At 37.1% G+C, this 24,925-nt stretch carries 29 protein-coding genes; 3 read left to right on the top strand and 26 right to left on the bottom strand.

Features of this window, described 5'->3' with window-relative positions; all coding sequences use genetic code 11:
• Window positions 1-3: 3 nt before the first annotated feature.
• The 19 genes from BCR25_RS16325 to udk form a co-directional block, all read right to left on the bottom strand.
• Window positions 4-1,092: a DUF871 domain-containing protein gene (locus BCR25_RS16325; protein WP_069664666.1), complete on the bottom strand. Its 1,089-nt coding sequence runs from the start codon at window positions 1,090-1,092 to the stop codon at window positions 4-6.
• A gap of 69 nt (window positions 1,093-1,161) precedes the next feature.
• On the bottom strand, window positions 1,162-1,422 hold the full coding sequence (locus tag BCR25_RS16320; protein ID WP_069664665.1) for a hypothetical protein: 261 nt from the start codon (window positions 1,420-1,422) through the stop codon (window positions 1,162-1,164).
• Window positions 1,423-1,475: 53 nt separating this feature from the next.
• A complete protein-coding gene (locus BCR25_RS16315) occupies window positions 1,476-2,795 on the bottom strand; it encodes a PTS sugar transporter subunit IIC (RefSeq protein ID WP_069664664.1) in 1,320 nt (439 codons plus the stop codon).
• A 119-nt stretch (window positions 2,796-2,914) separates the two neighbouring features.
• Window positions 2,915-3,580 carry a DUF4310 family protein gene (locus BCR25_RS16310; RefSeq protein ID WP_069664663.1) on the bottom strand — a complete coding sequence of 222 codons (666 nt, stop codon included), beginning with the start codon at window positions 3,578-3,580 and terminating at the stop codon, window positions 2,915-2,917.
• Window positions 3,581-3,605: 25 nt separating this feature from the next.
• Window positions 3,606-4,388, bottom strand: coding sequence for a DUF4311 domain-containing protein (locus BCR25_RS16305; protein ID WP_069664662.1), 783 nt, complete (start codon window positions 4,386-4,388; stop codon window positions 3,606-3,608).
• Window positions 4,389-4,763: a DUF4312 family protein gene (locus BCR25_RS16300; protein ID WP_069664661.1), complete on the bottom strand. Its 375-nt coding sequence runs from the start codon at window positions 4,761-4,763 to the stop codon at window positions 4,389-4,391. It lies immediately after the preceding gene.
• A 43-nt stretch (window positions 4,764-4,806) separates the two neighbouring features.
• Window positions 4,807-5,160: a glycine-rich SFCGS family protein gene (locus tag BCR25_RS16295; protein ID WP_069664660.1), complete on the bottom strand. Its 354-nt coding sequence runs from the start codon at window positions 5,158-5,160 to the stop codon at window positions 4,807-4,809.
• Between the two features lie 89 nt (window positions 5,161-5,249).
• Complete coding sequence (locus BCR25_RS16290; protein WP_069664659.1) at window positions 5,250-5,588, bottom strand: PRD domain-containing protein; 339 nt, start codon at window positions 5,586-5,588, stop codon at window positions 5,250-5,252.
• Between the two features lie 5 nt (window positions 5,589-5,593).
• Window positions 5,594-7,462 carry a BglG family transcription antiterminator gene (locus BCR25_RS16285; protein ID WP_069664658.1) on the bottom strand — a complete coding sequence of 623 codons (1,869 nt, stop codon included), beginning with the start codon at window positions 7,460-7,462 and terminating at the stop codon, window positions 5,594-5,596.
• A 606-nt stretch (window positions 7,463-8,068) separates the two neighbouring features.
• Window positions 8,069-9,043, bottom strand: a complete 975-nt coding sequence (locus tag BCR25_RS16280; protein ID WP_069664657.1) for a Gfo/Idh/MocA family protein — start codon at window positions 9,041-9,043, stop codon at window positions 8,069-8,071.
• Between the two features lie 307 nt (window positions 9,044-9,350).
• On the bottom strand, window positions 9,351-9,692 hold the full coding sequence (locus BCR25_RS16275; protein ID WP_069664656.1) for a type II toxin-antitoxin system PemK/MazF family toxin: 342 nt from the start codon (window positions 9,690-9,692) through the stop codon (window positions 9,351-9,353).
• Between the two features lie 503 nt (window positions 9,693-10,195).
• Complete coding sequence (locus tag BCR25_RS16270) at window positions 10,196-11,662, bottom strand: PASTA domain-containing protein (RefSeq protein WP_069664655.1); 1,467 nt, start codon at window positions 11,660-11,662, stop codon at window positions 10,196-10,198.
• A complete protein-coding gene (locus BCR25_RS16265; protein ID WP_069664654.1) occupies window positions 11,655-12,329 on the bottom strand; it encodes an ABC transporter ATP-binding protein in 675 nt (224 codons plus the stop codon). The genes BCR25_RS16270 and BCR25_RS16265 overlap by 8 nt, the downstream gene beginning before the upstream one ends.
• 12 nt (window positions 12,330-12,341) lie before the next feature.
• Window positions 12,342-13,820: an ABC transporter permease gene (locus tag BCR25_RS16260; RefSeq protein WP_069664653.1), complete on the bottom strand. Its 1,479-nt coding sequence runs from the start codon at window positions 13,818-13,820 to the stop codon at window positions 12,342-12,344.
• Between the two features lie 53 nt (window positions 13,821-13,873).
• A complete protein-coding gene (locus BCR25_RS16255; protein ID WP_083242734.1) occupies window positions 13,874-14,497 on the bottom strand; it encodes an ATP-binding cassette domain-containing protein in 624 nt (207 codons plus the stop codon).
• A 47-nt stretch (window positions 14,498-14,544) separates the two neighbouring features.
• Complete coding sequence (locus BCR25_RS16250; RefSeq protein WP_069664651.1) at window positions 14,545-15,888, bottom strand: ABC transporter permease; 1,344 nt, start codon at window positions 15,886-15,888, stop codon at window positions 14,545-14,547.
• Window positions 15,889-15,951: 63 nt separating this feature from the next.
• Window positions 15,952-17,037, bottom strand: coding sequence for a sensor histidine kinase (locus tag BCR25_RS16245; protein WP_069664650.1), 1,086 nt, complete (start codon window positions 17,035-17,037; stop codon window positions 15,952-15,954).
• A complete protein-coding gene (locus BCR25_RS16240) occupies window positions 17,028-17,696 on the bottom strand; it encodes a response regulator transcription factor (RefSeq protein ID WP_069664649.1) in 669 nt (222 codons plus the stop codon). Before BCR25_RS16240 ends, BCR25_RS16245 begins: the two co-directional genes overlap by 10 nt.
• A gap of 166 nt (window positions 17,697-17,862) precedes the next feature.
• The gene (udk, locus tag BCR25_RS16235; RefSeq protein WP_069664648.1) at window positions 17,863-18,492 is read right to left on the bottom strand and encodes a uridine kinase; all 630 of its coding nucleotides are present in this window, start codon (window positions 18,490-18,492) and stop codon (window positions 17,863-17,865) included.
• A 147-nt stretch (window positions 18,493-18,639) separates the two neighbouring features.
• Between udk and BCR25_RS16230 the strand changes: the two genes are divergently transcribed.
• Window positions 18,640-19,092 carry a GNAT family N-acetyltransferase gene (locus tag BCR25_RS16230; RefSeq protein ID WP_069664647.1) on the top strand — a complete coding sequence of 151 codons (453 nt, stop codon included), beginning with the start codon at window positions 18,640-18,642 and terminating at the stop codon, window positions 19,090-19,092.
• A 73-nt stretch (window positions 19,093-19,165) separates the two neighbouring features.
• Here BCR25_RS16230 and BCR25_RS16225 read toward each other — a convergent pair whose 3' ends face one another.
• Together BCR25_RS16225 and BCR25_RS16220 are read right to left on the bottom strand one after the other, a co-directional pair.
• Window positions 19,166-19,852: a YjjG family noncanonical pyrimidine nucleotidase gene (locus BCR25_RS16225; protein WP_069664646.1), complete on the bottom strand. Its 687-nt coding sequence runs from the start codon at window positions 19,850-19,852 to the stop codon at window positions 19,166-19,168.
• 4 nt (window positions 19,853-19,856) lie between these two features.
• On the bottom strand, window positions 19,857-20,597 hold the full coding sequence (locus BCR25_RS16220; RefSeq protein WP_069664645.1) for a 16S rRNA pseudouridine(516) synthase: 741 nt from the start codon (window positions 20,595-20,597) through the stop codon (window positions 19,857-19,859).
• Window positions 20,598-21,032: 435 nt separating this feature from the next.
• Between BCR25_RS16220 and BCR25_RS16215 the strand changes: the two genes are divergently transcribed.
• Both BCR25_RS16215 and BCR25_RS16210 read left to right on the top strand, forming a co-directional pair.
• A complete protein-coding gene (locus BCR25_RS16215) occupies window positions 21,033-21,644 on the top strand; it encodes a 50S ribosomal protein L25/general stress protein Ctc (RefSeq protein WP_069664644.1) in 612 nt (203 codons plus the stop codon).
• A 287-nt stretch (window positions 21,645-21,931) separates the two neighbouring features.
• The gene (locus BCR25_RS16210) at window positions 21,932-22,252 is read left to right on the top strand and encodes a DUF960 domain-containing protein (protein WP_069664643.1); all 321 of its coding nucleotides are present in this window, start codon (window positions 21,932-21,934) and stop codon (window positions 22,250-22,252) included.
• 225 nt (window positions 22,253-22,477) lie between these two features.
• On the opposite strand, the gene BCR25_RS16205 is transcribed toward BCR25_RS16210, so the two are convergent.
• The 5 genes from BCR25_RS16205 to BCR25_RS16185 form a co-directional block, all read right to left on the bottom strand.
• Window positions 22,478-22,726 carry a GlsB/YeaQ/YmgE family stress response membrane protein gene (locus BCR25_RS16205; protein WP_069664642.1) on the bottom strand — a complete coding sequence of 83 codons (249 nt, stop codon included), beginning with the start codon at window positions 22,724-22,726 and terminating at the stop codon, window positions 22,478-22,480.
• Window positions 22,727-22,761: 35 nt separating this feature from the next.
• Window positions 22,762-23,232 carry an Asp23/Gls24 family envelope stress response protein gene (locus tag BCR25_RS16200; RefSeq protein ID WP_069664641.1) on the bottom strand — a complete coding sequence of 157 codons (471 nt, stop codon included), beginning with the start codon at window positions 23,230-23,232 and terminating at the stop codon, window positions 22,762-22,764.
• A gap of 33 nt (window positions 23,233-23,265) precedes the next feature.
• Entirely contained in the window at window positions 23,266-23,481 is a 216-nt protein-coding gene (locus tag BCR25_RS16195) for a DUF2273 domain-containing protein (RefSeq protein ID WP_069664640.1), read from the bottom strand.
• 13 nt (window positions 23,482-23,494) lie between these two features.
• On the bottom strand, window positions 23,495-24,058 hold the full coding sequence (amaP, locus tag BCR25_RS16190; RefSeq protein ID WP_069664639.1) for an alkaline shock response membrane anchor protein AmaP: 564 nt from the start codon (window positions 24,056-24,058) through the stop codon (window positions 23,495-23,497).
• Window positions 24,059-24,603: 545 nt separating this feature from the next.
• Window positions 24,604-24,912 carry a hypothetical protein gene (locus BCR25_RS16185; RefSeq protein WP_069664638.1) on the bottom strand — a complete coding sequence of 103 codons (309 nt, stop codon included), beginning with the start codon at window positions 24,910-24,912 and terminating at the stop codon, window positions 24,604-24,606.
• Between the last annotated feature and the right edge of the window lie 13 nt (window positions 24,913-24,925).

Below are 24,925 nucleotides of genomic sequence, written 5' to 3'. Positions count from 1 at the left end.
CCCCTACTTTTCTATAAATCTAAATTTCGTCCAGGGTTTTACAAAATCCAACAACAACAATTCTTTCTCTGTTATTTGCCCTACTTTGTTTTTACGGTCATCGGTATGCGGCTGTAAAACAATCTGCAGTTCATTTTTGTATTTCCCAAACGCATCGTTTCCGACGACAACATCACCAATTTGAAACGCATGTGTGTGATCATGTGCCGGGTTACCTTCATTTTTATATTTTTTACGGACTTCAGTCGAGCGCACGACTTGATCTGTAATGTCACCTCGTCTAAAATGCTGTTCCGTCAGTACTATTTCTTTTTCGACTTCACTTGCTTCGTTTGTAAACTCAATCGAAAGCTCTAGCTGGTAACGGTTTAGCTGTCCTAACGTTTCTAACTCTTCATCTGATGCATACGCATTACCAATGATCACATCATCGATCAATCCTGTTGCAAATAGATGCTTTGCCTGAACTTCCACAGGCAAATGACGATGCATTTCCAATGTCGGCAAACCATCATTCACATCCCACGGACCAATTACTCCTGCTTGCGAATTGATGAAGGCCGCTGTCCGAATCCCTTGCTTCTTGAAGCGAACACTGCACCGTTCAAAGAAATCGTACGGAAGTGCTGTCCCTTCCTGCGGATAAAAATTGTGACAGCCGTATAGAAATGGAACATTCGCTTCATACGTCAAAATATTATCTAAATAGGCCACATCATTACTCATGTTCAGTTCGATCGCTAAATCAAATGGATTATAGGTCAGCTTTGCTTCCTTATTGCCGTCAAATCCTACATCCAAACGAATCCCGTCTGCACCTGTTTCTGAAAAGAAAGTCAAATCATCATAAGAAATCTGCAACTCATCAAAAATATTGGGTGCAACATCCAGAATTGTTTCAAAGCCCAACGCTTTCGCGTAACCAATCAATGATTTGAATTTTTCTTTTACTACTTCTTTGCCTTCTGTTACTTCCAGCATACTCATAAAAATACGTGAGAAGCCACACTCACTTGCTTTCTTTAAATAGGCTTTATCTTTTTCGATATCGCTATGGTCTGGATAAACTGATACGCCTAACGCTCTTTTCATCACTGTTTCCTCCGCTCTAGATGGTCAAATTTATTCGGTTATTTTGCTTAGATAATACCATTATACTTCCTATTTGTATTCTTTTTCTGAAATCCCTGTCCCAAAAGATCGATAGCGCCACGAAATGATCGATCCGCACAAAATCGTTACTGTCCCCACCACGAAAACTGGTTGACGAATGAGGATTCCTATCACGATCGCTGTCAAAATCGTACCGATCGAAACGGCGCAGATAGGCAACAGCCGCAAATTCAATATTTGTTTAGGCAACCATTTTTTTTCGATCATTATCTGACAAAAAATGAAAAATACAATAAACCACATGATCATACTATAAACACCAAAGAGGATAGTAACCTTACTACCCTCCCTCTCTTTTTAGATTATACAGCTTCTTTAGCCGCTTGCTCTGCTGCTAGCTCTTCTGCTTCTTTGTCTAACTGTTGTTTTTCATATACTTTGAAGAATGGGTAGTAGATCGCCAAAGTAATTGCGAAATTGACACAGACAAGAAGTGCTGCTGTAATGCTCCAATTGGTACTCATCCAAGCGGCAATCGGTGCAGGAAAAGCAAAGCCGAGACGCGCCATCATCATCGGTACCACGTTACTGATTGTTAGGAAATAAGACAAGGTCGTTGTCACTAACGGTGCTACGATAAATGGAATCCCTAAAATTGGGTTCATAACGATTGGTGTTCCGAAAATGATTGGTTCATTGATATTAAAAATACCTGGAAGGAAAGACAATCTACCTAAACTCTTCAAATATTTTGATTTTGAGAACATCATCAGCACAACTAGTGCAAGTGTAGTACCGGCTCCGCCGATCCAAATGAACCATTGTAAAAATTGTTCAGTAAAAATATTTGGTAAGTTATTCGCACTGACGCCGTTTGTAAAAGCATCTACGTTTTCTGCAATCGACATATCCCAGAAAGGTCGAATCACTGGACCCATGATCGCAGGACCGTGAATCCCTAAAACCCAGAAGAAACAAATTAAAAATACTGTTAGAAGACCGCCGAACAGACTATTTCCTGCTAAAATTCCTTTTAGAGGCATCAAAATAGTACTTAAGAAGCCATTCAAATCAAATCCTAAAATGTGACGAATCACCCAGAATAACATTAAGATTACCGCACCTGGAATCAACGCAATAAATGAGTTTGATACTTCTGGCGGAACGCCTTCTGGCATCTTGATCGTAATGTTTTTAACAATGAAAAAGCGATAAATCTCTACAGAAATCAACGCAGTCACAATAGCTCCAAATAATGAAGCTGAACCTAAATTCGCTAAATTGATATAGCGTCCTGCACTAATCACATCCGTTACATCTTCAAGCACACGTGTCGGAGGCGCTGCTGTAACTAAAAATGCCATCAAAGCAAGCAGACCGCAACTTAATGAATCCAGTTTGTAACTTTTCGCCAATGCCGAAGCAATCCCAAACGTCGCATACAAAGCTAAAATCCCCATCGTGTATCTTGACGGAATATCCAAGACAGGCAAATACGGAGTGATAAACTTCGTATACGCTTCAATCGGAATATTCTGAAACACTGTAAAGAACGAGCCAACGATTGTTAATGGCATCGTAGCGATCAGCCCTTTTCTAATTGCCACCATGTGCCGCTGCGAGCCAAACTTATTCGCAACGGGCATCAAATGCTGCTCCATCCATAACACAAAACCATTCATTTCTTTTGTCCCCCATTCAAAAAATTAGATAAATAAATATAATTATTTCTAATTCATAATAACATAGTAACGTTATAATGTAAACGGTTTTCAAAAGAAAAGTGCAATTTTAAAGCTGTTTAACTAGGTAAATCCACCGGGAAGATTGCACCAAATATCATTGCTCCTAAAATCGCGCCACCAGCAATTGGTTTTTTCCAAACATAGAAAACCACTGCTCCGATGATCGAACCAATCCCGATAGGCGCTGAAGCACCACATGCGCTAATAATGATCAGCGGTCCTAAAAATCGTCCGGAAGCATTTCCTGCGCCCATCATAACATCTGCACCAAACGTTGAGTTCGATTGATTGATCGTAAATTTACGAATAACGATGATAATACCGCCAATGATCAGGCCAAGAATCATCCCAATGATCAAAGATAAGGCAAAATTTTCTACTGGTGCCGTTATATTCATACTCAATAAAATAGCAGGTACGCCAATTCCAACCCCAGTTAAAATCGCTCCGCCAATATCCAAGATCCCTACTAACGAACCTTCTAAAATACGTGCAAACAAGAAACTCGCACCAAACGCTGCTGCTGCGCCATATGAACCGCCGTCCATACCAGCTTTTAACATTGCAACGATTGCTACCTCATTAAAAGCCCCTACTCCATGCTCGAAGTACATATGTGTTCCGGCAAAAACACCGGCAGACAACAATCCAACCAAAATCGGAAAGGACCAGTCAGCAAACCAAAAATTCTTTTTTCCTTCTAATTCTACTATCTCTTCCATCGTATACGCCTCTCTTTCTGCTCAATTAATTACCAATAGTAAAAACATCATGCATATTTTGCAGCCAGCCTGGAATTTGCATGCGGAAGCTTTCGATCATCTGTAAATCAAAGCCACGGAAAAATCCACTCAATACAAACAATAGAATAACTGCTGCCATCATACTTTTCGTCACTTTGTTCCAGCCGATCTCATCGACACCTTTACCAATTAAAATACCTAAAACAACCCCAGGAACGGCATTGCCCATGATCATGGTTGCTAATCCGCCAAATATCGTCGCCCAAAGCCCTGAACGCTTCCCAGCATCAATCGCCGCAAGCCAAAATAGCACGGGCATAACGGTATTGATCAATAGATTCGCAGCAGGCACTAAAACAGCCACCGCAGTTACTTGTAACGATTCTGGAATTGCAGAAGCTGTGGTATTCAAGAACGCAACGACCAGCATCCCAATAACAGCACCAGAGATCCCCATTTTTTTAGGGTTGTGCATCGTTTCAGCAACATTTTTATTTTTTACCAACAAGGCAGCGGCTGCCCAGTTAGGAATGACACGATGATCGACATCTTGAGTAAACGCCCCTGCTCCCACTGTTGAAGCCCATGCGTTAAAGAAGAACCCCAGCCCGAAAGAAAAGTGGCTAGCCGCATCTCCTTCACATGCATTCATCTCTCCTAACGTTCTAAATGCACCCAAACCTTGGGTACTTGGTGCGTGAAACATTCTAGCTGCCCCAGCTCCTGCAGCAAAACCAACGACACCTCCAATCAATAATGATTTAAGTAAAACAACTAACACATCCATTTAATTTGCCTCCTTCTGTATTCTTTTCCTTTTTCCAAACGGAAGAGGAAGACCATTTGGATCCGTAACTTTTTTCTCAATAAATGCAACAGTATCCATTTCGATCAAAGTGATTTCTACTGTCACATCAAGCACGACACGATAATCCGCACGTATTCTTGGTAAAAAGAAGAATAGAAAACGTTCTGTATACGTCTCTTGATCCGCTTTGACGATTTGAATATCTAAAGGCTCGATACGTACGATGACGTCATCTTTTTCCTTCAACACTCGATTGTGGATCTGATTCAGTGCGTTTGCAAAAGCCAAATTCTTTTCTTTCCCTGTTCCTTCCACTTGAATGACTTGCTTCTTTTTTAATGTTACTTGTTCCATCGATGCTTCCTCCCCTGATTTTCGTTGCAACTAATCGTAAATCCTAAGCATTCTTTTTCATGTAAGCTTCTACAATTCGTTTCCCTAATTCTTCTTGATCCATAAAACCAAAGCCTAAAACGGTTTTACCATCATTGATTGCTGTTACACCTTCATCGATCGAGCGCATACCATGACGTTCTGGATAACCATATTTAGTGGCAGCTGTTAAGGCTCCTGCACCACCGCTTCCACAAAATGAAATACCTAGATCCGCATTCTCTTGCTGCATCACATCTCCCAAACGCATATCTGCGCCCATTCCTGGAACAACAACGGCTTTCCCGCCAGCTGCTTCTACACCTTTTGCGACATTTTGACCTTTACCTAAACGATCTGCGATTACGACTGTTACCATGATTTATTCCTCCAATTTTTTTATAGTAGTCTCGGATAAATATTGTTCTTTGATCAACCATTTTTTATCCGGCTGTTTCCTTTACTTGCTTACACTTCGTTTTGTCTTGCTGCCTCAAAATGGATCGACAGTACATACATTTCATCTTGCGGTAAATTACCGATAGACTGGACAACTTGATCTGCGATCATCAATGCTTCTTTAGACACTTCTTCAAACATGGCTGGATCAACACCTGCCATCTTTTCATTGTTTTTTGAACGCTTGATCATTTCATTCACATGGTTGATCAGTATCGTCCACTGTAATTCAGTTGGTTCGATCCGTTGCTCAATCAATAGTTCTCTGATTTTTTCAAGCGCAGCTTCCAGCTCAACTTGATATGAACTTCCCTCTATTATTTTTTTTGCATCGTCCGTCAGCTTCATACATGCTACTCCTTTCTTATATAGTTCAATAAAGCAGTTATTTCTGCTTGATTCACCATCAAATCATTTTTAGCGAAAATCTGTTCAATCTTTTGAACCAATTCATGCTGCATCAATAAGATTTCCTTGACAATATTGCCTTCATTTTCATACTGACTGTCGAATGTGATGCGATGAACCATCAACATCACGTGTAGTAAAAAGGCTTCTTTATATTCTTGTGTCAAGTTTTCACCAAAGGCTTTTAGCAGTTCTTCATAGATAATATACGTCCGAACTAAAATATCTCTGCTTTCTGATTCGATCCCTTGTTGTTCTTTTACTTGCTTACGTGGAATTAAACGAGGCACTTTTCCTGCTTTCGTATGAGTCAAAATCTTATTGACTTCTTCTTGAATGCTATGAATATCTGCTTCAGTCGGTAAAGGATTGACTTTGACAAATGGGCGATTCATACTTTCAATCGGAAAAATACTTAGAATCAAATCTGGATTTTTTGCTTCAATAACCTCCACGGCATTCAAAACAGATGCAAAACCAGCAATCTCGACATTCGCTACTTCTTCCAGAATTTTTTGTTCGATCAAACTAGTTACACCCAGCCCTGTAGAACAGACATACACGATCCGTACAACATTGATCTCGTGCTGATTCTTTTCATATGCAACTAAAAAATGCAATGCAATATAGGCGATAAATGAATCGTTGATCAATAAGGCAGAACCGACGATATCACTTTGGCTTGCATGTTGGATCGCTGAAAACAATTGAGGATATTTTGCTTTAATATCATCGACAAATGGATTGTATTCATTGATGTATAGATGCTTTTTGGTTAAGCGTAAGGATAAATGTGCAAAAAGATTTGTAAATAACTGCTGATCTCGATAAAAAGGGAAGTCGATTTCTTCTGAAACATCTTTGATCAGCTCTTCTGTCAAACCAACAATATCTTGACGATCATTCGCTACAAATACATCACTGTATATATAGAAATATTCATCCGCTAACAACGGCAGTTCATAGTGATCAAACACCTTTTTCATCAATAAAAACGGCAGCTCCTGCTTTTGTTGTAAAACTTTTTGATTCGTCAGCATCTTATAGCCGCCAACAGTATGATGCAGCTGCATACGCGAAGCCGCGATCGCCACACGCAAAGTGATTGAAAGGATTTCAGCGTAATTAAACTGATCGAATAAAGAAGGATCGATCAAATTCGTCATTTCTTTCAAAGCAACTTGGTAAATTTTTTGAAAGATCGTATTGACCCCCACATGAACTTCCTTCATCTTTTTTTGCTGACCAGATTGAACAAAATAGCTCATGATTTGATAAATGTCGTATTCCGTTATCTCTTTTTGTGTGATGAATTCCATTAACAGACGGATCTTACTTTCATCTCCAGTGATCGAAAATCCTTGACGACTTTGTCTGTTCAACGTAAGTTCATATGAATGAATCAGTTCCTCCACCCGATCCAAATCACTAATGATCGTATTACGGCTCACTTGAATTTCTTCTGAAAGCTCCTGCGATGTTAAATATGCCGGCGTTAATAACAGACGAAAAATCAACTGGTTTATTCGCAGTTCTTGATCTGGATAAGTCTCAAAGCGTTCAACTTCGATGATTTCGTTTTTCAACGTTAAACGTTCTGAATCTGGTATCTCCAGCCAAATGCCTTTATTACGGCGTGTATGCAAAACCACCTTTTGTTCATCGAACCATTCTCGAATATTTTCTAAATCGTATTTGATCGACCGTACACTTACTTGAAAAGTTTCAGCCAATTCCTTTGTTGTCACACTGTCTTCTAAATCTAAAAGCAGCAGTAAAATTTTTATTTCCCGTTTCGTTAAGTGCAGAGACATCCTGCTCACCAACTCTCTTTCCCCTCTTACATTTGAACTATAGCTTGATTTTTATTCTATAACAACACAAAAAAGTTGCACTTGTGTAAGTGCAACTTTCTTAATATCTTCATTAAAAAAATAAGATCAACCTAGTCTATTCGTTATTTTACCCTAGTAATCTAAAGTATTCTAGTCTAAATTCCACGTATCCACAGCTTTTTTGTTTAGTGCAAAAGAAAAACGGACGTATTAAATACCTATTGCACCAAATAGATTCCTCATACACGTTTATACACGGCACGGCAAATAAAGCGTCTATAAAAATTGAAAAAGTCTTAGACTCCCACCCTAATCATTTTCAGCTTAGTTAGACAAAACAAAAAAAGAAGACCAAGGTCTTCTTTTTTCACACAGTATTTATATACATAAATAGATAAAATCTTCTCCACAAAAATATTTATCCGACACGCCTACATCCGGTAGGTATGATTTAACATATGTGCCTCTGTTAATTGGTTAATCACTAGCCGCCAAAACGGAACAGCAAATGCTGTCTGATTAAGTCAACTCGTCGCATGAAGCTACTTTACCATAAATAATTTCTAAACGCAACCGCAGTTTCTTTCAACCAATTTGACCTTCACCCACCCATTTTTGATATAACTTGTCAACGAGTGCGACAGTCTCCATGGTTATTTTTTTCGTCATCACAGGGCTTTCCAACAAACCTTGTTGCAGACACTCATTCACATGATCGATTTCAAAGGTAAACTCACTCTCAAAATCACCAGTCAATATTTCCTGCTGACCATCCTTACTAGAAAGAATTGCTTGTTTTGCTTTCCAAAACGTTGGAACATCAATTCGTCCTTTTTCACCATAAATAGTCAATTTACTTGGAATATCAACTTTGACTGAAACAAAAATATTACCTAATACTTGATTTTGAAATGCCAAACTTAAGTCGACCTGATCATCTGTTTTATTCTTTTCTCCCGTTGCATTTCCAGCATAAGCTGTGATCGGCTGATCCAGCAAAAATTGCATGTATTGGATCGGATAACTTCCAGAGCCATGCAAAGCTCCGCCGCCAGAGTCTAAGGAATGGAACCAAGCGATATGATCCACACTTGGATATGTAGTGATAGACTTCATAAAATGGACATTGCCAATTTTATTTTGTTGTATTGCCTGCTTGACCTTCTGGGTCGTCGGTAGAAAAACTGATTTCTGTGCTTCCATCAAAAAGCAGCCATTTTTTTCTGCTAATTCAAAAAGCTCGGCAGCTTGTTCACTATACAAAGTAAACGGCTTTTCCACCAGCACATGCTTTCCATGCAGCAAAGCTAACTTTGCACATTCATAGTGACCTTTATTATAGGTCGCCACATAAACCACATCAATCTCTTGATCTTTGCACAATGCTTCGTAACTGCCATATGCTTTTGGAATCGCTAATTCTTTAGCCATTTTTTCAGCTTTTGGCAGTGCTCTTGATGCAATAGCAAATGCTTCTCCTGCTTGACTTGCTCTGATGCCTTGAACAAATCGCGGAACAATTTGGGCCGTGCTCAAAATACCATAACGAATTTTTTTCATCCCGTTCAACTCCCTTATTTCTACTATAGCTATAATTACGTTAAATTTCAAAGAAAGCTCTCTCAGCCAGATTACTGACCAAGAAAAAAAGTATCATTGAGACAGGCTCAAGATACTTAGGTTACAATTAAACGGTGAAATCAGAAGCAACTACGTCTATGTCTCGTAGTTGAACACCTCTGCTCAGACGTTTTTTATTTTCATCATTTAAACGTATATTCATAAATTTTTTGATAAAATCCTCAATGTTCAATTATCTATTCTTTACAAATATCTATGTATGATTAGCTATGTATAACTTCTAATTTCAACGAATACCAATACTTATCTTTAGTGCCTGATCGACCTTTATCATATCTTCATTAGGCAACTGACAAATTTTATGCAGGATTCGTTCTTTATCTAGTGTTCGAATTTGTTCAAGCAGCACCAATGACGGTGTCATGCGATCGTCATGCGGTATATCCACTTTGACTTGTGTTGGCTGCATCTTTTTGTTTACATTTCTAGTAATTGGAGCAACGATCAATGTTGGACTGAATAGATTTCCTTTATTATTTTGAATAATCAATACAGGTCTAATCCCCCCCTGCTCCGATCCAATCACAGGCGAAAGATTGGCATAAAATATCTCTCCTCTTCGTATCATAGTATATTATCACCCCTCTTCAAAAACATCTTTTGTGTAAATTATATCATGCTTTTCCATTCCTATTTTTCAATATTTTATACCATTTACTAAAAACTTTGATAATCTCTACAAAAAGGAAGATTCAATGAGAATTCTCCCTTTAAATTTTTCCCCCTCCAAAAATAAATTTTACACAAATATATATCACACAATAAAAAGTCCAAATCATAATAAAAATTAACTTTTTTCATAAATAAAGAAATAATTAACAAACAAACCTCTAAAAGCTTGTTTCTAAACAGGCATAAAATTATAAAAAAACGGACATTTTATCTTTTATTTAACATTAAAATTCCTTTTCGCTAAATAAATATATTATTTTTTTATATACAAAGTGAAAATAATACTTTTTACTCTATGCAACTCGAAAAATCAAAAATAGATCTCTCATTAAATTCTAATCAAAAAAAAGAAGTCAAGAGCGTTTTTTCTCTTGACTTTGTCTCTTTTTATTCTAATAATTACTGTTCTTGCTTCTCTTCGTTGTTTGCAGAACCTGATTCTGATGCATTGTTTGATCTTTTTTCACTTGCTCCTGCCAGATTTCCTAAACTGACATCCAGCCCGACTGTATAGTCTAACGGAATATATTGGTTATAGGCGCTCATTCCGACCACGGTTCCTTTTGCTTCGGCAGAATCCACATACCGAACAGTATATTGAACATTTGCACCTTTTGATTGAAACTCGTCGTAGAAAAGTTTTTGTAAATCGCCTTCCACCGTATTATTTCTCAAATCTTTCAAATACGGCTGTCCTGCTGAATAATAAACGTCTACCTTCAAATTATCTTTACTCGTCAACGTTGTGCCGGCCTCAACACTTTGCGATATCAACTGTCCGTAAGGCACGTTATTTGTGAAAACATTTTTCGCTTTGATGATTAGACCATCAACAGCAGTTCCCGCATCTTCTTGCGTATATTCAGCAAAATTGGGTACAACATATCCTTTACCCAGTGAGACAGTCACAGTTAAACTATCTTTTTTAGCAACTTTTTGATCTTTAGCAATGCTTTGAGAAATAATGCTTTCTGCTGGTATATCTGCTGAACTGGCTTCTTCATAGGTCACATTGATCTCATTCGTCTTGGCCCAGCTTTCAACTTCTGATTTCATTTTTTTGGTAAAGTCTGGTACAGAAATTGTTTTCTCAAAGGTTTCTTTGCCTTTAGAATAGTACATATTCGCTTTGTCTTTACGCTTATAATTGTCTTTCGTCACTTCTTTGTTTACAATTTCGAACCGAACAGCTTTGCCTTTTTCTAAAGTATCGTTGTATTCATCAATAAGAGAAAGATTGTCCGCTTTGTGTTCTTTGATCCATTTTTCCGCTTCTGATTTTTTCATTTTCATAAAATCAGGTAGCTTTAACGTTTCTTCCGGATCAGCACCTAAACTTGAGACTACTTTCAATTCAGACCCTTTTTTTATTTTACTATCTTTTTTATTTTTTTGAGAAATGACTTTATTTGTTTCAACTGTATCGCTATACGTCTGTTCAACGTCAAGTTTCAGCTTATTTTCAGCAGCCCAGGTACGAGCTTGCGCTAAGTCTTCACCAGTAAAATCCGGTAATTTGACGTGGGTCATTTGATAGTAGGCGATATAGACTAGGCAAAGTAAAAGGAACACACCACCTCCGCGCAACAACCGTTTTCTTTTACGTTTCTGATGATAGGTTGGATCGATTTCAGTATCTGCCTCCAATTGTTGTGTGCGCGTTGGAAGAGGTGCTTCTGGTTTCTGTGTATCATTGGTTGGAGTGATTGGAGCCTTAGGCAACGCTTCTGATCTTGAAGATTCCTGTCTTGGCTCTTGTTTTACCGGTTCTTGTTTTACAGGCTTTTGCTCCTTGCTTACTTGTTGCTTTTTCTCTTTGGTTTCATCGTAATTATTTTTATTGAAATTAGATAAAAAATCACTCATTCAACATCAACTCGCCTTGCTTTAAGAAATAAGTCTTATCTGATTGATTGGCAATTTCGTTAGAATGGGTTACAACGATCACACATTTGTTATGTGTTTCCGCCAAATCTTTGAAGATGTCAACGATTTCCTGTTCCATTCCTTCGTCCAAATTTCCTGTTGGCTCATCTGCGAGAATGATATCGACATTTGTTGCTAACGCTCTAGCGATAGCGACCCGCTGCTGTTCCCCACCGGATAATTGTCCGACTAAACGATCGGCTTTACTTTTATTGATTCCGATATAATCCAACAAATTGTATGCGACCTCACGATCATCTTTAGGCATATCATTATCTGTGATCGACATTGCGACCAATACATTTTCTAAAGCAGTCAGATATGGCACTAAATTGTAGCTTTGAAAGATGATACTGATATCGTCTCTACGGTATTTTTCCAGCCCGATTTCTTTTATATTTTGCCCTTTATACAATACTTCACCAGATTTCGGTTCATCTAATGCACTGATTAATGAAAGAAACGTAGTCTTGCCAGAACCGGATTGTCCGAGAATCGTATAAAATTGGCCTTGTTCAAAATTGATTGAAGTGTCCTGTAAGATGATGCGGCGTTTATCACCATCTTGATAAAAGTAGCTCACATTTTTTGCTTGTAAAATTGTCATCTTGAGTTCCTCCTACATCATGATTTTCTTTGGATTTAGCCGTAAGACATAGGTCAAAGGTAAAATCGCAGACAATAAAACTGTGCTTAATCCAGCAATTAAAAATGTCACGATATAGCTGATCGAGAATTTCACCTCGTAAGCTCCTGAAACTTCTTCTGTTGTTAGACTTGGCATATTTGTTGAACCGCCGATCATCATTACTCCATTATTCGCTGCACCTTCCGCTTGAGATAATGCATCGTTAGCAACCAAAGATTCTGATACCATTTTTCCAAGAACGTTTCCTGTTACTAATGACAAGCACATCGCAATCAAGCTGATCAATAACAATTCAATCAAAATCTGCTGCATGACTTTCGCTCTGGTTTCTCCTAGAGATAAGTAAATACCAAGTTCATGCTTACGATCTCTTAAAAATAAAATAACGACAAGAGAAATGATCAATAATGATGCACCGATAGCTAATAGCACGACATATCCTGAAATCTGTGACATTTTTTTGACTGTACCGCCAACTTGATCATACTGATCCGTAGAAGCGTTTAGTTTGTAGCCTTCTGGAACACTTGATTTGGCTTCTTCTTTAAATGCTTCTACATCTTCCGGCGATTTAAGAATATAAGTAGGAACGATTTGGCTGATATCTTCAAAGGTAGCCTCTGTTCCGTTCGCTTTTTTATAGCGCTCCGGCAATAACTCTTTACCTTTATCAAATTCAAGTTTACTGATTGCGGTTACTGCATCATTTGGCAGATAGATCGTATTGAATTGTTCGGTCTCTAAAAATTGCTCATTGACCCCTTGTTTCTCTTTATTATCAGATTTTTTCTTCTCTACACTAACTGGTTCAAAAATTCCGATGATTTCAACTGGATGATCTAACTTACCGACTTCTTCAGTGGAACCATCTGCTTTATAATCGACAATAGAACTATCTAAGACCACCTTATCTCCCACACTAAAGCCATTCTCTTCAGCGACTTTTTTTGAAATGATCGCAACATCTTTCCCATTGTCGATTTCTTCTTGTTTAAAGGTTCGACCATCAACCAGATTTACTTTTTTATCTTTAAAATCCAATGGTTCTAATAAATTTGTTCCCTTAAGACTAATCATATTTGACAATCCGCCGATCATCCCTGAATTTTCCTGCTCATAGACTTTGATTTTCTTTACAAATAAGCTGGTTTTTACGTTATAGTCAAAGTTTTTAACATAGGCTGATTTCCCTAATTGTTTGATAACCTCTTCTTTCAATGGATCTGGAGAATAGGATTGCCCTTCTTCCATCATCTTATCAAAGTCCATATCAATCGTAACGGTCGCCCCTAAATCATTTTTGATTTTCTTTTCTACGTTCGCTGATGATTGTTGGATTGCAATAGAACCAGCAATCACATTCCCTAAAATAAAAATAACTGCAAATAAAATAATTGATTTCCCTTTTCTTCTTGTTACACTGCATAACGCTCGATTCCAATAATTCATACATTCTTCCTTCCCATTTTAGACAGACATGACTGGGAAAAGAATGTTAATTCTTAGCTCCCATCATTTTTTGTGTTGTCTTTGATAAATGATAGTTTCCCACCATTCAGTCCCCATAATTCATCTGCACAAGCTGCAACCTCATTTGATTGTGAGCCAATGATGACACATTTATTTTCATTTTTAGCGTACATACGTAAATAAGTCATGACTGCTTCTAGAGAAAGATGGTTCAACGTAATTTCAGGCGCATCAAGAATGATAATTTCAGGATTGTTCAATACCGCTTTTGCCAAACACACTCGCTGCTGATTTGCAAAAGACAGCTTCTTGATTTTTTTATTCGCCTGCTTCTCATCGACTCCGACTTTTTTTAAACAGCTTAGGAATCGTTCCGTATCATTTCCTTGTTTCCAAGATAATAATTTGAACATCATCAATGCGCTGGCCTCTGGTATTAAATTGTATTGCTGAAAAATCGTCCCAACTTCTGTTCTGCGATAACGATCACGATCTATTTTTTGAAAATTCTGATTTTTATACATGATCGTTCCTTTTGAAACGGTATCGATTCCGGCTAACAAAGCAAGCAAGGTACTTTTTTCAGTGCTTTTCCCTAAAATAACGTAAACTTTCCCAGCTTCAAAATCTGCAGTAATATCGTCCAGCACAGTCATCTTATTTTTTTCATGTGTATATACTATATGTTTAAGAGAGAGAATCGTCACTCGTCTATATTCCTTTCTAACAAAAATGCAATCGATTTAAATTTGAAGATTTTATAACTGTCAATAGAACCAATTATGAGCAAACACAAGCCTGCAATAGCTACAAAGCTAATAAAAGAAAGACCATCTAAGCTGATAGGCAGTGAATGAACAACCTCTGAAGCGTCACTCGTTACAGTAAAAGCTACTTGTTCAAACACATCATATAACCTTTTTTGACTAGTAATTTGCCAGTCAGCGATCGGTTGTACGGTATGAAGAACTACGAACAAGGCAAAAATAAAGCTGATAGAAATCACACCTAGCAATTCGATCAATCGACTATACACCAACTGTTTGTTGGTGATGCCGCTGCTTTTTAATATACAGATTTCTACTTGTGAACGCTTAAAGCGATCTAATGCAACGAAAATGAGAATAAAAACCCCAAAAATCAAGCTCCCTAAAAAAAGCACACTTGAAAAAGTCTTCACACCATTTATAATGCTTATAGCTGTTTTTTTATTGGTTTCATTTGTCATTATATAATGTTGTTTACTAACATTTGTCTGCTCTATCTCTTTGATGAAATTCGAAGTATCTTTTTGACTTTTCAGCTTATACGAAACATTCATAGAACCGAATTTCTTAAAATCTTCCATGGTGCTCACTGTATCCGAGTTTATGAAAACATCATCGCTTTGAAATGCTGACCAATTATCGTCATTCCTTTTTTCCACTGGTGTCTTAGACTGATAAATCCCGGCAATTGTTAGCTTTTTAGGGGCTTTTTGATCATTACCTACCACTGTAAACTCAATGGTATCGCCGATACTTAACTGATTTAATTTTGCTAAATCATCACTAATCAAACACTCGTTCAACTTCAGATTTGTCGTTCCTGTTTTCAGTTCTTGATTGCTCTCAAAAAGCTCTTTTGCAATATCTGCTGTTGTCCCAAATCTTAATATCGTTAGCTCAAGCTGCATTTCATCTGTCTCCAAGCTGCTATCCATCGTTCCACGTCCAATGTTGATCGGCTGCTGGACCGTTTTTAACTGGTCAAACACTATTGAGATATTTCCTATGATTTTCATTTCATCGACAAAATCAGACTCTCCAATTTTAAGGTATTGCTCTTTTGCTTGTGTTTCCCCTTGCGCTATGCTTAAATCCGACTGTAGTATCGTTACAACTGACTTGAATTGTCTTTCATACTGTTTGGCAAATCGTCCGGCTGATGTAAAAAGGGTATAAGCTGTCATTGTCGTAAAAATCAATAAAAACAATAAACTACCCAGCAACAGGTGTTGCCAGCGATGCCTTTTTAGATTTAAGAAAGCGTGTTTTAAGACGAGCATCCTCCTGCTCCACTCCTTCCTTGAACTCACTATATCAAATTGATTGTTAACTGAATGTTAACTTTAAGAAATTTGCGGAAAAGATAAATAAAATGTAGATCCTTCATTTGCTTTACTATCTACGTATACAAATCCCTGACAAAGATCACATACGTGAGAAACAACCGATAATCCTATCCCGTATCCGTCCAATTTCAGAGCATTAATCCGGTAGCGATGATTAAAGACAGTGGTTTGTCTTTTCGGATCGATTCCTTTTCCTCTGTCTTTGATTTTAACGACCACACTCCCTTTTTGGCAGCTTACTGCAACATCGATCGGTTTCCCCTCTCCATACTTGATCGCATTGTCCACCAAATTAGAGATAGCTCGATAGATCCAGCGATTTTTCCCTAAAATGAAGGGTGTGTCCACCTCGTCAAATGTAAATGACAAATCAGGATAGCTTTTCTGATACGTATCACAAACCTCGGCACAAATCAATGACACATCTACTTGCTCGGTTGGAAGTTCTTCAACGTTATTAGACAAGGTTAAGATATCATCGATACTATCTGTTAAACGATCTAAAATATGCAGGTTACTTGATTCATTTTCTTCCAGCTCTAGATTTGCTCTTAAAATAGCAATGGCGTTTTTTTGCTCGTGAGTCAAATAACTGCTCAATCTTTTATAATCGTCTAAATTCCTATCAAACTTGTCTTTTAGCTGTTTAAATGCTTGAGCTACGTGCTTATCTTCTACCTTTTTTTCGTTAAACTTTTCAAGAAATTGTAAATCATCAATAATTCGAATCATTTGTTTCGTATAGATCCGCCGCAAGACCAACCATAAAGTGATCGTTAACAAAAGCAAGGCGGATGAAACAATCAGAATAATCAATGGTAAATATTTCAAGAATGAAGTCATATAAATATCATCAAGAGTTTTGGCACTAACCATTTTTTCGCCAGCAACTTCCAATGTTTCAATGGCTTGTACATCTGCGTTTTGATTTGTTCCGACAATGTACATCGTAGATCCGATCGATTCCCCCACATTCAATGATTGCCAGTTACTTTTTAATGCAAAAAAACCGCCGCTAATGATCACTATAACAAAAAAAACAAATGCTAAAACTGTCAAACTGACTTTAAACGTTACTCGCATAATTTATATCCTTTCGCACGAATTGTTTTAAGCAACTCTTTTCCAGAAACTTGATTAAGCTGCTTTTTTAATCTGGCTATATGTACACGAAGAACAGAAGAGAATGGGTCAAAATTTTCATCGTAAACGTGTTCTGCAATTTCTTCGGTAGAAACAACTGCTGGGTGATTATGAGCAATACACAAGAGAATATCGAATTCTTTAGGCTTCAAAATAATTTCGTTTGATTGATAAGAAGCAGAACGTTTCACTGGATCGATCACCAGCTCATTGATCTTGATTTTCGGCGTTGAACGTCCATGAAAACGGCGAATAACTGCCCGGATCCGCGCAGTCAATTCCAATAGTTCGAAGGGTTTCACTAAATAATCATCTGCACCAAAATCAAGCCCTTTAGCGCGTTCTTCAATTTCATCTCTAGCTGTGATGATAATGATCGGACTATCAATATTCATTTCTCTTAAAAAATGTAAGATTTCCAAACCGTCTTTGTCTGGTAAATTTAAATCCAGTAAAATAGCATCATACGTATTCACATACGCCTTTTCTTCTCCTTCTAATCCAGAGAAGGCTAAATCAACTAAAAATTTTTCTCGCTCCAAGCCTCTTTGTACTGACAAAGCCAGTTCACGATTATCTTCAATAATTAAAATCCGCATTTGATCCTTCCTCTCATGATCCTCGTTTCCCCAACGGTAGATAACACATAAGATACTACACTAGTGAATGATTTGTCTATGTTCCTTTTTTTAAAATAACAAAAACACTGAAAGAAAAACTTTATGATACCAAGTTTCTCTTTCAGTGTTTAAAAGTTGTTTGGCTTTATACCTCGTTTAAAATACTTGCAACCTTTGTAGTGATCAAATCAATAGCGACATGATTTTCTCCGCCTTCTGGCACGATCACATCTGCATAACGTTTGGTTGGTTCAATAAATTGATGATACATTGGTTTGACAACTGTCAAGTACTGTTCAATAACAGAGTCTAACGTTCTACCGCGTTCTTCCATATCACGTTTGATTCTGCGGATGATTCGAATATCGTCATCTGTATCTACATACAACTTAATATCCATCAAATCTCTTAATCGGTTGTCCTCTAAAATCAAAATACCTTCTAAAATAATTACTTCCTTCGGTTCCTGAATCAAAACATCAGAACTTCTCGTATGTGCAACGTAATCGTACACAGGTTTTTCGATTGTTTGATAATGGATCAATTGCTCTAAATGTTCAATCAACAAATCCGTATCGAAAGCAAACGGATGGTCATAATTGGTTGTAAGTCTTTCTTCAAAGCTTAAATGGCTTTGATCTTTATAATAAGAATCCTGCTCCAGCATCATAATCGAATGATTCGGAAAATGGTTGAAAATCGCTCGACTGACACTTGTCTTTCCACTGCCGGAACCACCAGTCACACCAATCACGATGGGTTGATTATTTTTCATTCAGCGAAACCTCTCTTTTAACGTAATAGTCATAATAGCCTTTATCTATTATAATAGAAACGAGAAAGATTACCACAATTTTCTATATATTTTTTTATAAAATTAGCCCGTTTATGAATAAATTTGTGAATAGAAAGGAAACCGTCCATGATCATAAGAAAAATAAACGCATTTACTTCAGAACATTTTGACCTGCTTCTATCAGCCGATCCAAATAAACACTTAGTAGATGATTACCTCAAACGAAGTTTTTGTTTTGAAGCATTTGAAAACGATACGGTCTTAGGCGTGTTGATTTTACTTCCCACCAGACCTGAGACACTTGAAATCGTCAACATTGCTGTCTCACAAGACCATCAAGGTCAAGGGATCGGTGAGCAATTGATTCAGTTTGCTTTTACACAAGCCAGAGAAAATGCCTATAACACAGTCGAAATCGGCACAGGAAGCACAAGTTTTGGTCAGCTATACCTTTATCAAAAATGCGGCTTTCGAATGACCAGTATCGATCATGATTTTTTTATCCGGCATTACGATGAAGAGATTGTTGAAAACAAACTAGTTCTAAAAGATATGGTCCGTTTGAGTATAGATCTATAATAAAAGGTGCCCAAAAGTCAGGTTCTTCGGCAATAATTGCTTGAACCTAAGCGACGTTTGGCGCACCCTTTTTTTACTCGTCTAAAATTGTAAAGATATCGTCCAAACGACTGATCTCGTAAGTTGGTTTAACGGTTCCATCTGTTTGTTGTTTTTCTGGATTTAGCCACAATGTTTGGATTTCGGCTGCATTTCCTCCCTGAATATCAGAAGCAAGTGAATCTCCAATGATCATTGTTTTTTCGCGCTCAAAATTAGGTATACGATCAAATACATAATCAAAATATTCCTTCATTGGCTTTTGAAAACCGACTTCTTCGGAAACGAAAATATCATCAAAAAATGTCGTTAATTGAGAATCGTTTAGGCGTTGATATTGCGTTTTTGCTACCCCATTGGTCACGATATACAACTCATAATCAGGTCTTAAGCGTGTAATGATTTCTTTGCTGTTACCTAAGAGATCATGACCTTGACTTAAATGATAGCGGTATTTTTCTCCCATCACTTTTCCATCAACTTTTTTTCCGTATTGTTCAAATAATAAACTAAAACGAGTATCAGTAACGATTTGCTTCGTTGTTTTTCCTTGTTCAAACTCCCGCCAAAGACGATGATTGATTTTCTTGTAGGTTGCCTCGATTTCATCCGTCAGCAGGATTTCTTCTTCCTGAAAAAGCGCGCGTAACGCCTTTTTTTCTGTTAACTGAAAATCCAATAACGTATCATCGACATCAAATAATAGTGTTTTAAATTTCATTTTTTTAGCTCTTTTCCTTTTTATGTATTGTAAAATAAGGCAGCAGGCTTTGCAATTCTTTTTGTGTTAACGGACGATACTGTCCTAATGCTAATGATTTGTCCAAGATAAGCGGTCCCATAGATACACGTTTTAAATACGTCACTTTTTTTCCTACGGATAAGAACATCTTTTTGACTTGATGAAATTTCCCTTCAGTAATATCAAGGTAGGCGTGGCTTTCATTGGGCGTTGTGCTCAAAATCGTCAGCTCAGCTGCTTTACATGTTTCTCCATCAGCAAAAATAATTCCTTTAGCGAACGCCTCCTGATCCTCTTCAGTCAATGCTTCATTTACCACTACTTCGTAGCGTTTTGCTACTTTTTTATGCGGCAATAATAACTGATAACCTAATTGTCCATTATTTGTGATCAAGAGCAGTCCTTCTGTATCACGATCCAGTCTGCCTACTGGATATAAGCCTTCCCGCCGATCATTCGGTTCGATCAAATCGATCACTGTCTGATGCTGTTTATCCTTAACGGCTGTTACGGAACCTTGAGGCTTATTTAACATATAATACACATGTGTCTGATTTTGAATTCTTTTATCGCCGACAAAAATCTCCTGTAGTGACGCATCTACATTCAAACTTTCATCCAACACAAGTTGACCGTCAACCCGTACCTGTTTGCTTCTGATCAAGGCTTTGACCGTTCTTCTAGAACCAATTTTTTCCTGCTCTAATAACTTATCTAAACGCATTTGTTTTCCTCATTCCTCTTAATAGTTTAGTATACACGGCTTAGTTTGAAAAGGATATTGTTTTTTCGCTTCCCTTGACTTACATTTGGATTCGCGTTATGGTTGATATAGAAAGTGAATAAGGTTTCTCAAAAACAGCGTAATGACCTGGGAGAGAATAAGGTATCATATGGAATTTTCCCTGGATGATTGTGCACAATTATTCGGGTCTTTTTGTTTTTGCGGTACGTTTTGTAGAAGCTGCTTGTTCGTTTCATAGATGAACAGAAAACCTTAGCTAAGTTCCAGCTTTTACAGGTTTACACCATACGTCAGCAAAACTCCTTTTTTCCATCATGTTGCGTTTTGCAGATAACCAAATATAAATTCATTTCGGTTTATTTAGCTCACGAGTTCGTCTCGTTCTGCTTTTAAATTTAAGGAGGAATTTAGGTTATGTCAGTATCATTAGAAGTTAAAGAAAGAGCTGTCCGTCCACGTTCACTAAGAAATCAACTACGTCACTCTGGTCAAGTTCCTGCTGTCGTTTATGGGTATGAAATCGAAAGTACACCCATTTCTGTTGAAGAAAAAGAATTAACAAAAATTTTACGTGATAATGGTGTAAATGCCGTAATCACAATGAATATTGGTGGCAAAAAAATCAACACATTGTTGTACAAAGCCCAATTAGATACATTCACAAGCCAAATGAAACACGTTGAATTTTTGGCTGTAAATATGAAAGAAGCTACAGAAGTAGAAGCTGAAATCGTCTTGGTAGGTGAATCTACCGGCGTTAAATCAGGTGGTGTCTTAGCACAAAACTTGTATAACGTTCTTGTTTCAGCAACGCCAGATAAATTACCTGAGCGTGTAGAAGTCGATATCACAGACTTAGCGATCGGCGATGCGATTACTGTTGCTGATCTACCTAAAAATAGTGATTATGACATCATTACTGAAGCAGATGAACAAATCGCTGCTGTAGTAGAAGCTCAAGCTGCTGAAGAAGAAACATCTGAAGAAGCAGCCGAACCTACTGTTATCGGTGAAAAAGAAGAATAACATTCGTCAAATAAACGAATTAACAAGGTTGAACCAAAAATCGATTAATTTCGAGCAATACGCTTTTTGTATTGCTCGATTTTTGTTAGGTTGCCGAAGCACTTGATTTTTGGTCACCGTTTAATCCATTTTAGAGTGTGAAACAAAACTGATTTTTTCGTTTTGCTTCACACCCTTATTTTATTTTTTAAGCATTATAGTTGCTTTTTTCAGTAAACTTTACAGAAGCGTCTTTTAATTAAATAATGTATACTAATGATAATAGATAGATAAAGGAGGTCAAATAGATGGTTGAAACTTTTGATAGCCAACGCAGACGTTATGCTTCTCTTGGTGTAGTTGAATGCTTACCTGGCGCTTTAATCGATAGTATTTGGTTGATCATTGATATCGATTTGAAAGGTGTCGTGCCACTAACTAATATGCTCTATTTCGATTTGATCGACAATGGCGGAAAGGTGACCGTTCATTTTTCACAGGAAATCAGCGATGTCCAGATGGCCATTGACTTGCCTTTCCCTTACTCTGACGAGTACCCTTCACAGATTTTTGCTTTTGATGACGGAAATAAAGAAACGATTCTGCTGCCGGCAGAAATGCTTGAATAGCTTAAAAAACAAAAATAGCTTTATTCGTTCTACAAAACAAGTAGGATGAATTGAGCTATTTTTTATTATTGTCTATGACTATTAGCGAAAGTCTATGTTTAGTGATAAAACTGAACTGATTCACTGTAAGATTTTAAATATTTTTTTAACTAACTTCCTTTTCTCAAATACAAAACACCCCTTGCCGCATGCGACAAGGGGTGTTTTATTATTTTCTTTTATTTTTTAAGCCATACGTTTAACAATAAACGAATAGATGGCAATACAAATCACTGCGCCAATCAATGCTGAAATGATCGGAAATCCTCCGATAACAGGACCAAAGCTTCCTAAAAGTTTTGTTCCTACCCAGCTTCCGATGAACCCGACGATAATATTACCAATAATACCGCCTGGTACATCTCTACCTAAAATTGCTCCGGCAATGGCACCTAATACCCCACCGACAATTAATGACCAAATAAAACTAAGCATCTATCTCATCCTCCTTAAAATCAACAACATGACATTTATTGTAATGTACGTGGTGCGTTTTCAGTTTGTTTGTTTTCTTCATTATTATCATTTTTTTTGTTTTCAAATTTTTCTTCATACTGCGCTTTAGTCATGATATCATCTACGTTCATATTAAATTCGATTACATCTAAGCCAGTCATATTTTTGACTTCATCGGCTACTTTTTTAGTAGCTGAATCAAATACTTGTGCAATATTTTTTCCATATTCTCCAATAACATCTAAATCGATAGCAACTTGTTTTGTTCCTACTTCAGCGCTGATTCCTTTAGTTGGATTGTTGCCATTCGTAAATTTATCGGTCAAGTTCGTAATAGCATTTCCGCTCAATCCCAAAATACCAGGGATTTCTGACACAGCAATACCTGCAATTTTTTTCACGACTTGGTCGTCAAATGTTAATTTTGTTTTGATTCCATTTTGATTGGTTTCCTCTGTTGCATTCATGTTTGCTTTGTTGTCCATTTCTCCTCAACCTTTCTGTTTAATCAATTTATTTTATCTCTCAAAAAAAGCTTGGATAGTTGCTATTATTGAAGAGATAGAGCGTTTTTCATCTTGCATGGTCCCAATAAATAGTCCTATGCTTGTAAAAAGAATCAGTAGCATCGTTTTCCAAAAACCAAGTGTCATAAAAAGAATAGCGATTACAACAAACAAAACAGTAAAAATTAGCTGATTACGATACGGGGCTAATGCTTTTAATTTTTTCACAAGAGTCCCTCCTTTAAATCACACGTGATTCTTTCTTACTTATTGTTCCTAAAGGTGAATCGGCTTTTTTCTTTTTAAAAATAACCTTGGTATGGTCGACTTCTAGTTTAGCCATTTGCTGAAGCGCTTGTTCGATCTGTTCTCGAACTCGTCTGCCTTTACTCAAAAATAATTGTTGATTGTTATCAGCTATAGCAACTTCAACATTTGCCTTTTGTGCCTTGGTCAACGTTACTTTCACTTGGGTATCATCAATATTGACAATCCCTTTTAGCGAAGAACGGGCAATTGATTCCAATGTATGCAAAGGCAAATTGATTTGTCCTGTCTCTTTTGCCAGATGAACTTCTTTTTTTGAGATTGGTTTGAAGACGATCATCAAAAAGATCAGCGCAATCATGACTACTAATACTAAAAGTACGATCTGATAAAAATAAATCAGCCAATCATATTGAACGAGTAGCTTTCGGAAAAAGGTGCTCACAACGCCTAAATCTACGATTTGAGAATACAAACCAACGATTCCGAAAATACCTGCTATCAATAGTAAAGAAATAATTCCTTTGAATAGTCGCATTGATTTTCCCCTCCAACGTTGTTTCTACTTTTGCAAAAGTTTTTTCCTTATCCTTGTATTTAATGGTAAACGCATTAGTCGACAATTACAAAAGATACGCACCTTATTTATTTTTATAGCCTCTTTTACCTGTTTTAAATAGTCGATTTGATTTGCTTTTTACTCATTATTCACAAAAAAATGTCTGGAACATAACTCTATGAGTTACGACCCAGACACTTAGAATCCGATATAAACGATTGTTATCATTTTTATCTATAAGCACTAAGAGGATAGCTTATCTAACGTTTGTTGCTGCCTTTCAAATACTTCTGTTATCTTTGTTCCAAACTGACCTTTAACCGCTTCCTCTAAGGTTTGAGAGGAAGAAGACAATGCCTTTTTAGCACTTTCTATTGCAGTGTCACCTTGTTTCTTAGCTTCTTGTTTCTTTGTATGAGATTTTTGTATCTTGGCTGAACCAATTGTTTGAACACGTATCTTTTCTAATTTTTTTGTAATTCTATTAATAAATTTTTTGCTAATTCTTCCAATGGAACAACTCCTTATTCTTTATTTACTTTTTGGAGATCATTTCGATAGTCTTGTTCAAGTTTTTCTTGTTGTTGACACAGCTGTTTTTTTGCTCTTGATAACTCTTCGTGATAGTCATTTTCTACTTGCATAATTAACTGCTTTGCACGATCGAAAGGCTCGCTATCGACAGCTGATTGTTGAACAACTCGATAAATATCTGATAACGTTTCTTGTATCAATTGTTCTCCTGTTCGTTGCGTATTTTTTAGGATATCTTCATCCTCTTCAAGTTCACGACGTTTTCGCTGATAATCGACTGTAATCTGTTCCTCTTTCATCCATTAGCTCCTT

This window comes from Enterococcus termitis, assembly GCF_001730305.1.
Lineage (GTDB): Bacteria > Bacillota > Bacilli > Lactobacillales > Enterococcaceae > Enterococcus_L > Enterococcus_L termitis.
This window is presented reverse-complemented; position numbering and strand designations above follow the sequence as displayed.

What these genes read in the sequence shown, in the direction of transcription:
- BCR25_RS16285 (WP_069664658.1), bottom strand. Translation starts at nt 7,462, where the DNA reads ATGTCTCTGCACTTAACGAAACGGGAAATAAAAATTTTACTGCTGCTT.
- BCR25_RS16295 (WP_069664660.1), bottom strand. Translation starts at nt 5,160, where the DNA reads ATGGTAACAGTCGTAATCGCAGATCGTTTAGGTAAAGGTCAAAATGTC.
- BCR25_RS16300 (WP_069664661.1), bottom strand. Translation starts at nt 4,763, where the DNA reads ATGGAACAAGTAACATTAAAAAAGAAGCAAGTCATTCAAGTGGAAGGA.
- BCR25_RS16265 (WP_069664654.1), bottom strand. Translation starts at nt 12,329, where the DNA reads ATGACAATTTTACAAGCAAAAAATGTGAGCTACTTTTATCAAGATGGT.
- BCR25_RS16200 (WP_069664641.1), bottom strand. Translation starts at nt 23,232, where the DNA reads ATGGACAACAAAGCAAACATGAATGCAACAGAGGAAACCAATCAAAAT.
- BCR25_RS16260 (WP_069664653.1), bottom strand. Translation starts at nt 13,820, where the DNA reads ATGAATTATTGGAATCGAGCGTTATGCAGTGTAACAAGAAGAAAAGGG.
- BCR25_RS16315 (WP_069664664.1), bottom strand. Translation starts at nt 2,795, where the DNA reads ATGAATGGTTTTGTGTTATGGATGGAGCAGCATTTGATGCCCGTTGCG.
- BCR25_RS16320 (WP_069664665.1), bottom strand. Translation starts at nt 1,422, where the DNA reads ATGATCATGTGGTTTATTGTATTTTTCATTTTTTGTCAGATAATGATC.
- BCR25_RS16305 (WP_069664662.1), bottom strand. Translation starts at nt 4,388, where the DNA reads ATGGATGTGTTAGTTGTTTTACTTAAATCATTATTGATTGGAGGTGTC.
- BCR25_RS16280 (WP_069664657.1), bottom strand. Translation starts at nt 9,043, where the DNA reads ATGAAAAAAATTCGTTATGGTATTTTGAGCACGGCCCAAATTGTTCCG.
- BCR25_RS16185 (WP_069664638.1), bottom strand. Translation starts at nt 24,912, where the DNA reads ATGAAAGAGGAACAGATTACAGTCGATTATCAGCGAAAACGTCGTGAA.
- BCR25_RS16250 (WP_069664651.1), bottom strand. Translation starts at nt 15,888, where the DNA reads ATGCTCGTCTTAAAACACGCTTTCTTAAATCTAAAAAGGCATCGCTGG.
- BCR25_RS16270 (WP_069664655.1), bottom strand. Translation starts at nt 11,662, where the DNA reads ATGAGTGATTTTTTATCTAATTTCAATAAAAATAATTACGATGAAACC.
- BCR25_RS16310 (WP_069664663.1), bottom strand. Translation starts at nt 3,580, where the DNA reads ATGGAAGAGATAGTAGAATTAGAAGGAAAAAAGAATTTTTGGTTTGCT.
- BCR25_RS16215 (WP_069664644.1), top strand. Translation starts at nt 21,033, where the DNA reads ATGTCAGTATCATTAGAAGTTAAAGAAAGAGCTGTCCGTCCACGTTCA.
- BCR25_RS16255 (WP_083242734.1), bottom strand. Translation starts at nt 14,497, where the DNA reads ATGACTGTGCTGGACGATATTACTGCAGATTTTGAAGCTGGGAAAGTT.
- BCR25_RS16225 (WP_069664646.1), bottom strand. Translation starts at nt 19,852, where the DNA reads ATGAAATTTAAAACACTATTATTTGATGTCGATGATACGTTATTGGAT.
- BCR25_RS16220 (WP_069664645.1), bottom strand. Translation starts at nt 20,597, where the DNA reads ATGCGTTTAGATAAGTTATTAGAGCAGGAAAAAATTGGTTCTAGAAGA.
- BCR25_RS16205 (WP_069664642.1), bottom strand. Translation starts at nt 22,726, where the DNA reads ATGCTTAGTTTTATTTGGTCATTAATTGTCGGTGGGGTATTAGGTGCC.
- amaP (WP_069664639.1), bottom strand. Translation starts at nt 24,058, where the DNA reads ATGCGACTATTCAAAGGAATTATTTCTTTACTATTGATAGCAGGTATT.
- BCR25_RS16210 (WP_069664643.1), top strand. Translation starts at nt 21,932, where the DNA reads ATGGTTGAAACTTTTGATAGCCAACGCAGACGTTATGCTTCTCTTGGT.
- BCR25_RS16245 (WP_069664650.1), bottom strand. Translation starts at nt 17,037, where the DNA reads ATGCGAGTAACGTTTAAAGTCAGTTTGACAGTTTTAGCATTTGTTTTT.
- BCR25_RS16325 (WP_069664666.1), bottom strand. Translation starts at nt 1,092, where the DNA reads ATGAAAAGAGCGTTAGGCGTATCAGTTTATCCAGACCATAGCGATATC.
- BCR25_RS16230 (WP_069664647.1), top strand. Translation starts at nt 18,640, where the DNA reads ATGATCATAAGAAAAATAAACGCATTTACTTCAGAACATTTTGACCTG.
- BCR25_RS16240 (WP_069664649.1), bottom strand. Translation starts at nt 17,696, where the DNA reads ATGCGGATTTTAATTATTGAAGATAATCGTGAACTGGCTTTGTCAGTA.
- BCR25_RS16290 (WP_069664659.1), bottom strand. Translation starts at nt 5,588, where the DNA reads ATGAAGCTGACGGACGATGCAAAAAAAATAATAGAGGGAAGTTCATAT.
- udk (WP_069664648.1), bottom strand. Translation starts at nt 18,492, where the DNA reads ATGAAAAATAATCAACCCATCGTGATTGGTGTGACTGGTGGTTCCGGC.
- BCR25_RS16275 (WP_069664656.1), bottom strand. Translation starts at nt 9,692, where the DNA reads ATGATACGAAGAGGAGAGATATTTTATGCCAATCTTTCGCCTGTGATT.